The organism is Streptomyces sp. NPDC058620 (assembly GCF_042717135.1).
Lineage (GTDB): Bacteria > Actinomycetota > Actinomycetes > Streptomycetales > Streptomycetaceae > Streptomyces.
In genome coordinates, this window is sequence record NZ_JBHXQO010000006.1 from 71,966 (window position 1) to 84,086 (window position 12,121).

At 70.5% G+C, this 12,121-nt stretch carries 11 protein-coding genes; 10 read left to right on the top strand and 1 reads right to left on the bottom strand.

Translation table 11 applies throughout. The features are described 5' to 3' along the window. Window positions 1–44 precede the first annotated feature (44 nt). Window positions 45–929 carry an SIS domain-containing protein gene (locus ACFWSK_RS09130; protein ID WP_383783224.1) on the bottom strand — a complete coding sequence of 295 codons (885 nt, stop codon included), beginning with the start codon at window positions 927–929 and terminating at the stop codon, window positions 45–47. A gap of 203 nt (window positions 930–1,132) precedes the next feature. Here ACFWSK_RS09130 and ACFWSK_RS09135 point away from each other — a divergent pair, with 203 nt between their 5' ends. From ACFWSK_RS09135 to argF, 10 genes are all read left to right on the top strand, one after another. Then, on the top strand, window positions 1,133–1,933 hold the full coding sequence (locus ACFWSK_RS09135) for a DeoR/GlpR family DNA-binding transcription regulator (RefSeq protein ID WP_383783225.1): 801 nt from the start codon (window positions 1,133–1,135) through the stop codon (window positions 1,931–1,933). 115 nt (window positions 1,934–2,048) lie between these two features. Next, the gene (locus ACFWSK_RS09140) at window positions 2,049–2,453 is read left to right on the top strand and encodes a cell division protein SepF (RefSeq protein WP_383783226.1); all 405 of its coding nucleotides are present in this window, start codon (window positions 2,049–2,051) and stop codon (window positions 2,451–2,453) included. Window positions 2,454–2,557: 104 nt separating this feature from the next. Further along, window positions 2,558–2,917, top strand: coding sequence for a nucleotide pyrophosphohydrolase (locus tag ACFWSK_RS09145; protein WP_383783227.1), 360 nt, complete (start codon window positions 2,558–2,560; stop codon window positions 2,915–2,917). 124 nt (window positions 2,918–3,041) lie between these two features. Then, the gene (locus ACFWSK_RS09150) at window positions 3,042–3,560 is read left to right on the top strand and encodes a DUF6099 family protein (RefSeq protein WP_383783228.1); all 519 of its coding nucleotides are present in this window, start codon (window positions 3,042–3,044) and stop codon (window positions 3,558–3,560) included. A 92-nt stretch (window positions 3,561–3,652) separates the two neighbouring features. After that, the gene (locus tag ACFWSK_RS09155) at window positions 3,653–4,576 is read left to right on the top strand and encodes an LLM class F420-dependent oxidoreductase (RefSeq protein WP_383783229.1); all 924 of its coding nucleotides are present in this window, start codon (window positions 3,653–3,655) and stop codon (window positions 4,574–4,576) included. A 105-nt stretch (window positions 4,577–4,681) separates the two neighbouring features. Further along, window positions 4,682–5,629 carry a homocysteine S-methyltransferase gene (mmuM, locus tag ACFWSK_RS09160; RefSeq protein WP_383783230.1) on the top strand — a complete coding sequence of 316 codons (948 nt, stop codon included), beginning with the start codon at window positions 4,682–4,684 and terminating at the stop codon, window positions 5,627–5,629. Window positions 5,630–5,672: 43 nt separating this feature from the next. Next, on the top strand, window positions 5,673–7,169 hold the full coding sequence (locus ACFWSK_RS09165; protein ID WP_383783231.1) for a 3' terminal RNA ribose 2'-O-methyltransferase Hen1: 1,497 nt from the start codon (window positions 5,673–5,675) through the stop codon (window positions 7,167–7,169). Beyond that, a complete protein-coding gene (locus ACFWSK_RS09170; RefSeq protein WP_383783232.1) occupies window positions 7,166–9,733 on the top strand; it encodes a polynucleotide kinase-phosphatase in 2,568 nt (855 codons plus the stop codon). The genes ACFWSK_RS09165 and ACFWSK_RS09170 overlap by 4 nt, the downstream gene beginning before the upstream one ends. 56 nt (window positions 9,734–9,789) lie before the next feature. Then, complete coding sequence (locus tag ACFWSK_RS09175) at window positions 9,790–11,022, top strand: arginine deiminase (protein ID WP_383783233.1); 1,233 nt, start codon at window positions 9,790–9,792, stop codon at window positions 11,020–11,022. 82 nt (window positions 11,023–11,104) lie between these two features. Beyond that, window positions 11,105–12,121, top strand: a complete 1,017-nt coding sequence (gene argF / locus ACFWSK_RS09180) for an ornithine carbamoyltransferase (protein WP_383783234.1) — start codon at window positions 11,105–11,107, stop codon at window positions 12,119–12,121.

Here is a 12,121-nt window from a genome sequence, read left to right on the forward strand (position 1 = left end):
GTTCCGTGAGGTCCGGACCGGCTCACCCCGACGTCCGGTGGTCCTCAGCCCTGGCTGAGGACCACCGAGCGCGTCAGGTGCCGGGGGAGATCCGGGTCCAGCCCGCCCGCGAGCGCCCGGGCGATCGCCAGGCGCTGCACGCGCACGAGGTCGGCCAGCGGGTCGAGGTCGCTGTCGATCCAGCGGGCGCCGGTGTCGAGCACCTGCTGCGCCAGGCCCTCGGGCGCGGAACCGAACATCCAGGTGGCGGTCCCTGTGGTCGAGATGCTGATGGGGCCGTGGCGGTACTCCATCGCCGGGTAGGACTCCGTCCAGGACAGCGACGCCTCCTTCATCTTGAGCGCCGCCTCGTTGGCGAGGCCCACGGTCCAGCCCCGGCCCAGGAAGGTGAACTGCGTGCAGTCCAGGAGCCCCTCGGGCAGCGGCTCGGCGAGCGCCGTCTCCGCGTCCCGTACCGCCTGCTCCGTGTGCAGCCCGAGGTGGGCGCGGAGCAGGGTGAGCACGGTGGTCGCGAACCGCGTCTGCACGACGGACTGTTCGTCGGCGAAGTCGAGTACGACGACGTCGTCGGCGGCCGTCATGACCGGAGTGGCCGGGTCCGCCGTGATGGCGACGGTGCGGGTGGTGCCGCTGAGCCGGGTGAGCAGCTCCAGCACCTCGGTCGTCGTACCCGAGCGGGTGAGGGCGACGACCCGGTCGTAGCTGCGGCCGGAGGGGAACTCCGAGGCGGCGAACGCGTGGGACTCGCCCTGCCCGGCGTCCTCGCGGAGCGAGGCGTATGACTGCGCCATGTAGAAGGAGGTGCCGCAGCCGACGACCGCGATGCGTTCGCCGGTGGTGGGCAGGGCGTCCGCCCGGTCAGCCGCCAGTTCCGCGGCGCGGCGCCAGCACGCGGGCTGGCTGGCTGTCTCGCTCGCTGCAAAGGACACGTCTGCTCCATCGGGTCGTGGTGAACGAGGAATGCCATGCTTGAATTTGCACGTTACAGGCTTACATCGAGCAAAAACAAGCATGCGGTGCGGTAGGGGACAAGGGTGCGTACGGCCTGTGCGACGCTTGCGCTGTCCGGGGCCCGGCGACCGCGTTCCCGGGAAACGTGGTGCCGCAGGCAGGACAGGTGAGGAGCACACTCGTGGCCAGGGACGCCCGGTGGGACGCATTGCTGGAACTGGTCGGAAAGAACGGCCGGGTTGAGGTCGAGGACGCCGCCGCGGCACTGGACGTGTCGGCGGCGACCATTCGCCGCGATCTCGATCAGCTCGCCGAGCAGCACCTGCTCACCCGGACCCGCGGCGGCGCCATCGCCCATGGCGTCTCGTACGAACTGGCGCTGCGCTACAAGGCCGGCCGGCACGCTCCGGAGAAGCAGGCGATCGGGCGCGCCGCCTCCGAACTGGTGGCCGTGGGCGAAGTGGTGGGCCTGACCGGCGGCACCACGCTGACGGAGGTGGCCAGGGCCCTGGCCCTGCGCCCGGACATCGTGGGCGAGACAGGGGCGTCGGCGGGTGGTCAGCCGACGCTGACCGTGGTGACCAACGCACTGAACATCGCCAACGAACTGGTGATCCGTCCACAGATCAAACTGGTGGTGACCGGCGGGGTGGCCAGGCCGCAGTCGTACGAGCTGACGGGCCCGCTGGCCAGCGGGGTGATGAGCGAGATCACCCTCGACGTCGCGGTACTGGGCGTGAACGCGATCGACATCGAGCGCGGCGCGTACGTCCACCACGAGGGCGAGGCCAGCATCAACCGGCTGCTCGCCGAGCGGGCGCAGCGTGTGGTCGTCGCCGCGGACTCCTCGAAGATCGGCAAGCGGGCCTTCGCCCGCGTCTGCGATCTCGGACAGGTCGACGTGCTGGTGACCGACTCCGATATCACGCCGGAGGCGACGGCCCGCTTCACAGAGGCGGGAGTCACCGTCATCGCTGTCTGAGTCGTGCTGTGCCCGTGTCGGTGGTACGCCGAACGGGTGAGAGACGAGAGACTTGCCTGATGAACAGTGAGCGCAGCCGGCACACAGTCGACCGGCGTACGGACGGGGTGGCCCTGTGAGCAGGTACGACAGGTACGACAGGTACGACGCCACCGACGAACAGTGGGAAGGGCTCGCCCAGGTCGTGCCGCTGCGCGGCCGCAACGAGTGGCCTTCGCGGGTCGACCACCGCACGGTCCCGGACGAGCCGGTGGTCGAACAGCGGCGGCTGGTCGTGCTGCGGGTGCAGGTTTTCGCGGACGCCCGCGAAGTGGCGGAGTATCTGGTCGCCCAGATTCCGGTACTGCTGGATCTGACCGCTGCCGAGGCCGATGTGGCCAAGCGCATCCTCGACTTCAGCAGTGGTGTGGTCTTCGGGCTCGGCAGCGCGATGCACCGCGTCGACCGCAACGTGTTCCTGCTGGCACCGGTCGGCATGGAGGTCGAGGGAGTCGCGGCGACGGGCGTCCCCCACGCCTAGAAGGAGCGCCGGGCGCCCCACGATGTGGGGACGGTCGTGCGGCAGTGCCGCAGGCCCGTGAGGCGCCCGGAGCCGCGGTGGTCCGCAGTGGTAGACCTGGGGCCGTGAGCGAACTGGATGTAGCAGGACTTCAGCGGCGGCTGGCCGCGTTCGCCGCCGCACGGGACTGGGAGCGGTACCACACCCCGAAGAACCTGGCGGCGGCGCTGAGTGTCGAGGCGTCCGAACTGGTCGAGATCTTCCAGTGGCTGACACCGGAGCAGTCGGCGCGGGTGATGGAGAAGCCGGAAACGGCGCACCGCGTCGCCGACGAGGTCGCGGACGTGCTGGCTTATCTGCTGCAGTTCTGCGAAGTGCTGGGAGTCGATCCGCTGGCCGCCCTGGCGGCCAAGATCGACCGGAACGAGGTGCGCTTCCCGGTCCCGGGGCGCCAAGAACCCGAAAATGGTCACTCTTCGGAGTGATCGACTTGTCCACAGTCGATTTGGTGTCCACAGATTTCCGAATTCCTCTGTTCTTTCGGTGCTCGCCACCTCACTGTGGGTAATGAAAGAGGTGACCGGGTTTTCGTACTGACGGGGGAATGACATGGAAGCGGAGCGACTGATCGAGGCAGGCCGCCGTGCTCTTGCCGAGAGCCGGGGGGCGTTGAACGTGATGGCGGAGGCATGGCAGGCCCAGGCGCTCGCCGGGACGGTCGGCAGCAGGCTGGTCCTGAGCGGGCCCGTGGAGTTGCGTGCCGAGGCGCGCGGCCTCAGCGAAGCGGGCGGGCGGGGCGGTTCGGCGCTCGACCATCCGATGGTGCTCGCTGGTGGGACACGGGCCTCACAGCTCACCGAAGTGGCCGATGTGCAGCGGTCGTTGACGGCGCTGGTGACTCTGCTCGGTGAGGTGGGCATCGCACTGGTCGGGGTCGCGTGCGACACCGACGAGGAGGGCCTCTACTGGCAGTGCATCGAGGCGATAGACGCCGCGGACGAGTCCGTCGACAGGGTGCACGGCATGCTGAGACGGCTCGCGGAGCGGGAGGCGGAGAGGGAGCGTGAGCGCGACGGTCCGTTCGGAGTGCTCCACGGCCCGGCGGGCTCGGCGACGGGTCCGCCATGAGGCGGGAAGCCCCGGGCTGACGGGAATTCGGCCGACCGGCCCGGCGGCGGAGGAGCTGGGACGGCCGGTGTTCGAAGGTGCAGGATGGATGCATGGATCTTCGAATTTTCACCGAGCCCCAGCAAGGGGCGAGCTACGACACCCTGCTCACCGTGGCCAAGGCCGCTGAGGACCTCGGCTTCGACGCCTTCTACCGGTCCGACCACTATCTGCACATGGGATCGGGCGACGGACTTCCCGGCCCCACCGACGCCTGGATCACCCTGGCCGGGCTGGCGCGCGAGACCAAGCGCATCCGGCTCGGGACGCTGATGACGGCGGGCACCTTCCGGCTGCCGGGCGTGCTGGCCATTCAGGTCGCACAGGTCGACCAGATGTCCGGCGGACGCGTCGAACTGGGCCTCGGAGCGGGGTGGTTCGAGGCGGAGCACAAGGCGTACGGCATTCCGTTCCCCAAGGAGAAGTTCGGCCGGCTGGAGGAACAGCTGGCGATCGTCACCGGCTTGTGGGCGACCGAGACCGGCAAGACCTTCAGTTACGACGGTACGTACTACCAGCTGACCGACTCGCCCGCGCTGCCCAAGCCGGCGCAGGCCAGGGTGCCGGTCCTGATCGGTGGGCACGGGGCGACCCGCACTCCCAGGCTCGCCGCGCGGTACGCGGACGAGTTCAACATCCCGTTCGCCTCGCTGGAGGACAGCGAGAAGCAGTTCGGCCGGGTCAGGGAGGCCGCGAAGGCGGCCGGACGGGGACCGGACGAGCTGGTGTACTCCAACGCGCTGGTGGTCTGCGTGGGCAAGGACGACGCGGAGGTCGCGCGACGGGCCGCGGCCATCGGCCGGGAGGTCGAGGAGCTCAAGGCGAACGGACTGGCGGGCTCGCCCGCGGAGGTGGTCGACAAGATCGGCCGGTACGGCGCGATCGGATCGTCCCGGGTCTACCTCCAGGTCCTGGACCTGGACGACCTCGACCATCTGGAACTGATCTCGTCCCAGGTCCAGTCGCAGCTCGCCTGACTGGCCCGAGGAACCGACTGGTCTGACGGCGCCTTACGGCACCTGACGTCACAGGAGGACCGGCCCCCGCCCGGGTCCCTCCTGACAGCACGAGGAGGAGCGCACATGCACCCCGACCGGCCGCCGCACGGTTCAGCAGGTCCCGTTCAGGACCCGCCGGTTCGCACGCTCGGCGCGGCCCTCGCCGAAGGGACCGTCCTGCTGGACGGCGGACTCTCCAACCAGTTGGAGGCACAGGGCTGCGATCTCTCGGACGCGCTCTGGTCGGCCCGCCTGCTGGCGGACGCGCCCCACCAGATCGAGGCCGCGCACACGGCGTACGTCCGTGCGGGCGCGCAGGTGCTCATCACCGCCAGCTACCAGGCGACGTTCGAAGGGTTCGAGCGGCGCGGGATCGGGCGGGCCCGCGCGGCGGAGCTGCTGGCCGGCAGTGTGGAACTGGCCCGGAGGGCCGGAGCGGGGGCCGGGCGGCAGATCTGGGTCGCGGCCTCGGTCGGTCCGTACGGGGCGATGCTCGCGGACGGCAGCGAGTACCGGGGGCGCTACGGGCTCTCCGTAGGGGAGTTGGAGCGCTTCCACCGGCCCCGGGTGGCGGCGCTGGCCGCGGCGCGGCCCGACGCGCTGGCACTGGAGACGGTGCCGGACATGGACGAGGCGGAGGCCCTGCTCCGAGTGGCCGGGGAGTTCGGGCTCCCCGTGTGGCTCTCGTACAGCGTGGCGGGGCACCGGACCAGGGCGGGACAGCCTCTGGACGAGGCGTTCGGGGTGGCCGCGGGGAACGGGCAGGTGGTGGCCGTCGGGGTCAACTGCTGCGATCCGGCCGACGCGGACCGTGCGGTGGGGACGGCGGCCGCGGTCACGGGCAAGCCGGTCGTCGTCTATCCGAACAGCGGCGAGCGGTGGGACGCCGAGCGCCGGGCCTGGGCGGGAGACAGCACCTTCGACGCCGGGCGGGTGCGGGGGTGGCAGGAGGCCGGGGCACGGCTGGTCGGCGGGTGCTGCCGCATCGGCCCCGGGCGGATCAGAGAGCTGGGAGAACTGCTGCCAGCGTGAAAATGCCTGGTGGGAGCGGGGTGCCGGGGCCATACTCGGGCAGGTGTTCCTGACTATCAGTACAACCGGCACCCCCGAGCGTCCCGCCACCGATCTCGGCTTTCTGCTGCACAAGCATCCCGAGAAGGCGCAGACGTTCTCCACCTCGCACGGCACCGCGCATGTCTTCTATCCCGAGGCATCCGCGGAGCGCTGCACGGCAGCCCTGCTGCTGGAGGTGGACAGTGTGGCGCTGGTGCGGCGTGGCAAGGGCAAGGGCCGGGGCGGCGCCCCGGACGCGGCGCTCGCGCAGTACGTCAACGACCGGCCCTACGCCGCCTCCTCGCTGCTCTCCGTCGCCATGAGCACGGTCTTCAAGTCCGCGCTCGGCGGGGCGTGCTGGGCCATGCCCGAGCGGGCGGAGCAGTCGCTGCCACTGCGGATCGAGGTGCCCGCGCTTCCCGCGCGCGGTGGCGTCGAGCTGGTGCAGAAGCTCTTCGGCCCGCTCGGCTGGACGAGCGTGCAGGCCGTGGCCGTACCGCTGGACGAGGAGTTCCCGGAGTGGGGCGACTCGCGCTACGTACGGCTGGTGCTGGAGGGGGAGATGAGGCTCGCGGACGCGCTGCGCCAGCTGTACGTCCTGCTGCCGGTGCTCGACGACGCCAAGCACTACTGGGTGGCCCCGGACGAGGTGGACAAGCTGCTTCGGGCCGGTGAGGGGTGGCTGGCCGAGCACCCCGAGCAGAAGCTGATCACCAGCCGGTACCTCTCCCGCCGCTGGGGGCTGACCCGGCAGGCCATGGAGCGGCTCGAACTCGTACGGCTCGCGGAGTCGGACGACCTCGACGTGGCCTCCGTGGACAACGCGGTGGACGAGACGAAGGACACCGAGGAGAAGCCGGTACCCCTCGCCGAGCAGCGGCGTGCGGCGATCCTGGAGGCGCTGCGCGCCGCCGGGGCGGGCCGGGTGCTCGACCTGGGCTGCGGCCAGGGCCAGTTGGTCCAGGCCCTGCTCAAGGACGTGGCCTTCACCGAGATCGTCGGCGTCGACGTCTCGATGCGCGCCCTGACCATCGCCTCGCGCCGGCTGAAGCTGGACCGGATGGGCGAGCGGCAGGCGAGCCGGGTCACGCTCCAGCAGGGCTCGCTCACCTACACCGACAAGCGGCTCAAGGGGTATGACGCGGCGGTGCTCAGCGAGGTCATCGAGCACCTCGACCTGCCGAGACTGCCCGCCCTGGAGTACGCGGTGTTCGGCTCGGCACGGCCGCGCACCGTGCTCGTGACCACGCCCAACGTCGAGTACAACGTCCGCTGGGAGACGCTCCCCGCGGGGCACGCGCGCCACGGCGACCACCGCTTCGAGTGGACCAGGGCCGAGTTCCGGCAGTGGGCCGAGGAGGTGGCGCAGCGCCATGGATACGAGGTGGTCTTCGTGCCCGTGGGACCGGACGACCCCGAGGTCGGGCCGCCGACGCAGATGGCCGTGTTCACGGTGAACGCGGCGGACGAGACCAAGAACGCTACGCACGGGACCAAGAAGGAGGCGAAGGCCGCATGAGCAGCATCAGCACCACCGATACCCCCAGTACCTCGCGCACGCTGCCGGTGACCGACCTCTCCCTCGTCGTGCTCATCGGGGCCAGTGGATCGGGCAAGTCCACCTTCGCCCGCAAGCACTTCAAGCCCACCGAGATCATCTCCTCGGACTTCTGCCGCGGTCTCGTCGCCGACGACGAGAACGACCAGAGCGCCAGCGGCGACGCCTTCGACGTCCTGCACTACATCGCGGGCAAGCGTCTCGCCGCCGGGCGTCTCACCGTCGTCGACGCCACCAACGTCCAGCCCGAGAGCCGCAAGCAGCTCGTCCGGCTGGCCCGCGAGCACGACGTGCTGCCGATCGCGATCGTCCTCGACCTGCCCGAAGAGGTCTGTCTCGCGCGCAACGCGAAGCGCCCCGACCGGGCCGGCATGCCGCGCCACGTCATCCAGCGCCACCGTCGCGAACTGCGCCGCTCGCTGCGTGGTCTGGAGCGCGAGGGCTTCCGCAAGGTGCACATCCTGCGCACCGAGGAGGAGGCCGAGCACACGGGCATCGTGCTGGAGCGCCGCTACAACGACCTGCGCCACCTCACCGGCCCCTTCGACATCATCGGCGACATCCACGGCTGCAGCTCCGAGCTGGAGACCCTGCTCGGGACCCTCGGATACGTCGACGGGGCGCACCCCGACGGGCGCACCGCCGTCTTCGTCGGCGACCTCGTCGACCGCGGCCCCGACAGCCCAGGCGTGCTGCGCCGCGTCATGTCCATGGTGTCGTCGGGCAACGCCCTGTGCGTACCGGGAAACCACGAGAACAAGCTCGGCCGTTACCTCAAGGGCCGCGGTGTCCAGCACACCCATGGTCTCGCCGAGACCGTCGAGCAGCTGGAACGCGAGGACGCCGTCGACCCCGCGTTCCGCGGACGCGTCGCGGAGTTCATCGACGGCCTCGTCAGCCACTACGTACTGGACGGGGGAAAGCTCGTCGTCTGCCACGCCGGGCTGCCCGAGAAGTACCACGGCCGCACCTCGGGGCGGGTGCGTTCGCACGCGCTGTACGGGGACACGACCGGTGAGACCGACGAGTTCGGTCTGCCCGTGCGCTATCCGTGGGCCGAGGAGTACCGGGGCCGTGCCACCGTGGTCTACGGCCACACGCCCGTCCCCAGCACCTCCTGGGTCAACAACACCATCTGCCTGGACACCGGCGCCGTCTTCGGCGGGAAGATGACCGCGCTGCGCTGGCCGGAGCGCGAACTCGTCGACGTACCCGCGGAGAAGGTCTGGTACGAGCCGGTCAAGCCGCTCGGGTCCGGGGCCCCCGGCGGCCGTGAGGGCCGTCCGCTGGACCTCGCCGACGTCCAGGGCCGGCGCATCGTGGAGACCCGGCACATGGGCCGCCTCTCGGTGCGCGAGGAGAACGCCGCGGCGGCGCTCGAAGTCATGAGCAGGTTCGCCGTCGACCCCCGGCTGCTCGCCTACCTCCCGCCGACCATGGCGCCGACCGCGACCTCGCAGGAGGACGGCTACCTGGAGCACCCGGCGGAGGCGTTCGCCCAGTACCGGGCGGACGGTGTCACCAGGGTCGTGTGCGAGGAGAAGCACATGGGCTCGCGGGCCGTGGCACTGGTCTGCCGCGACGCGGAGGCGGCGCGCGAGCGCTTCGGCACCGAAGGCCCGACCGGCGCCCTGCACACCCGTACCGGCCGGCCGTTCCTCGACGACCCCGCGCTCACCGAAGCGGTCCTCGACCGGCTGCGCACGGCCGTCACCGCCGCCGGGCTGTGGGAGGAGTGGGACACCGACTGGGTCCTCCTGGACGCCGAACTGATGCCGTGGTCGCTGAAGGCGGCCGGACTGCTGCGCTCGCAGTACGCGGCGGTCGGCGCCGCTTCGGGCGCGGTCCTCCCCGCCGCCGTCGCCGCCCTCGAAGCGGCGGCCGCCCGCTCCGTCGACGTGGGCGCGCTGGCGGACCGCCAGCGCGGACGCGCACAGGACGCCGCCGCGTTCACACGCGCGTACCGCCGTTACTGCTGGAGCACCGAAGGGCTCGACGGCGTACGGCTCGCGCCCTTCCAGATCCTCGCCGTGCAGGGCCGCTCCCTGGCCTCCGTACCGCACGACGAACAGCTGGCATGGCTGGACCGGCTGGTCGAGCACGACCCGACCGGGCTGCTCCAGGTCACCCGGCGCCTCGTCGTCGACACCGGCGACGAGGAATCGGTGCGCTCCGGCATCGACTGGTGGCTGGAGATGACGGGCCGGGGCGGCGAGGGCATGGTCGTCAAGCCGCTCGGGGCGCTCGTACGGGACGAGAAGGGCAGGCTGGTCCAGCCGGGCATCAAGGTGCGCGGCCGGGAGTACCTGCGGATCATCTACGGCCCCGAGTACACCCGTCCGGAGAACCTGGAGCGGCTGCGCTCCCGGTTCCTGGGCCACAAGCGGTCGCTGGCCCTGCGGGAGTACGCGCTGGGTCTGGAAGCGCTGGACCGGCTGGCCGACGGGGAGCCCCTGTGGCGGGTCCACGAGGCGGTCTTCGCGGTGCTGGCCCTTGAGTCGGAGCCGGTCGACCCGAGGCTGTAGGAACGAGGGGAGCGATTCGCCGGGTGAACGGCGCTCCGTGCGGTGAGGATGGAGGCATGGGATTCCATGTCGACTCCGAGGCCGGGCGGTTGCGCCGAGTCATCCTGCACCGCCCGGATCTGGAGCTCAAGCGGCTCACCCCCGGCAACAAGGACGCGCTGCTCTTCGACGACGTGCTGTGGGTGCGCCGCGCCCGGCAGGAGCACGACGGGTTCGCCGACGTGCTGCGCGACCGGGGTGTGGAGGTGCATCTCTTCGGTGATCTGCTCCGGGAGTCGCTGGACATCCCGGTCGCCAAACGGCTCGTCCTTGACCGGGTGTTCGAGAAGAAGGAGTACGGTCCGCTCGCCACCGAGCATCTGCGGGCCGCCTTCGAGGAACTGTCCACCGCCGAACTGGCCGAGGCGCTGGTCGGCGGGATGACGAAGCGGGAGTTCCTGGAGCGGCACAACGAGCCGACCTCGGTGCGGTTCCATGTGATGGATCTGGACGACTTCCTGCTGGCGCCGCTGCCGAACCACCTCTTCACCCGTGACACCTCCGCCTGGATCTACGACGGGGTGTCCATCAACGCGATGCGCTGGCCGGCCCGGCAGCGCGAGACCGTCCACTTCGAGGCGATCTACCGTCACCATCCCCTCTTCACGAGTCCGGAGGCGGGCGTGTTCCACCACTGGTCGCAGGGGCAGGACGACTACCCGTCGACCATCGAGGGCGGCGACGTGCTGGTCATCGGCCGGGGCGCCGTGCTGATCGGGATGAGCGAGCGCACCACACCGCAGGCCGTGGAGATGCTGGCCCAGGGGCTCTTCGACGCGGGATCGGCCCGGACGATCGTGGCGCTGGACATGCCCAAGAACCGGGCGTTCATGCACCTCGACACGGTGATGACGATGATCGACGGCGACACGTTCACCCAGTACGCGGGGCTCGGGATGCTCCGTTCGTACACCATCGAGCCCGGCAGCGGTCCCCGGGAGCTGAAGGTCACCGACCATCCGCCCGAGCACATGCACCGGGCCATCGCCGCCGCGCTGGGCCTGGAGTCGATCCGGGTGCTCACCGCCGTCCAGGACGTGCACGCGGCGCAGCGCGAGCAGTGGGACGACGGCTGCAACGTGCTGGCCGTGGAGCCCGGGGTCGTCGTCGCGTACGAGCGCAACGCCACCACCAACACGTATCTGCGCAAGCAGGGCATCGAGGTCATAGAGATCCGGGGCAGCGAACTGGGGCGCGGGCGCGGCGGTCCCCGGTGCATGAGCTGCCCGGTGGTCCGCGATCCCGTATAGGCGCTGTATAGCGATGCGGGGCTTCGTATAGACTTCCAGGGTTAGCGTTTCAAGCGACCCTCGCCCGACCAGGAGCAGTCACATGGCCACAGACCTCACAGGCCGCCACTTCCTCAAGGAGCTGGACTTCACGGCCGAGGAGTTCCGCGGCCTGATCGGCCTGGCCGCCGAGCTCAAGGCCGCGAAGAAGGCGGGGGCCGAGGTCCAGCGGCTGCGCGGCAAGAACATCGCGCTGATCTTCGAGAAGACGTCGACGCGCACGCGCTGCGCGTTCGAGGTCGCCGCCGCGGACCAGGGCGCGTCCACGACGTACCTCGACCCCTCCGGCTCGCAGATGGGCCACAAGGAGTCGGTGAAGGACACGGCCCGGGTGCTCGGCCGGATGTTCGACGGCATCGAGTACCGCGGCGACAGTCAGCGGGCGGTCGAGGAGCTGGCCGCGTACGGCGGTGTTCCCGTCTTCAACGGTCTGACCGACGAGTGGCACCCCACCCAGATGCTCGCCGACGTGCTCACGATGACCGAGCACAGCGCGAAGCCGCTGGACGGGATGGTGTTCGCCTACCTCGGTGACGCCCGCTTCAACATGGGCAACTCGTATCTCGTCACCGGCGCCCTGCTCGGAATGGACATCCGCATCGTCGCTCCCCAGGCGTACTGGCCGGCGGCGGACATCGTCGCGCAGGCCAGGAAGCTCGCCCAGGTCAGCGGGGCGACGGTCACGCTCACCGAGGACATCGCCGAAGGTGTGCGCGGGGCCGACTTCGTCGCCACGGACGTCTGGGTCTCGATGGGTGAGCCCAAGGAGGTGTGGGCCGAGCGCATCACCGCGCTCGCGCCGTACGCCGTGACCATGGACGTCCTGCGGTCCACCGGCAACGACGACGTGAAGTTCCTGCACTGCCTGCCGGCCTTCCACGACCTCGGTACCAAGGTCGGCCGCGAGATCCACGCGGAGTACGGCCTGACCGAGCTGGAAGTGACCGACGAGGTCTTCGAGTCCGCGTTCTCCGTCGTCTTCGACGAGGCGGAGAACCGCATGCACACCATCAAGGCCGTGCTCGTGGCCACGATGGCCCCCGCGGGGTCCGGCGCCTGA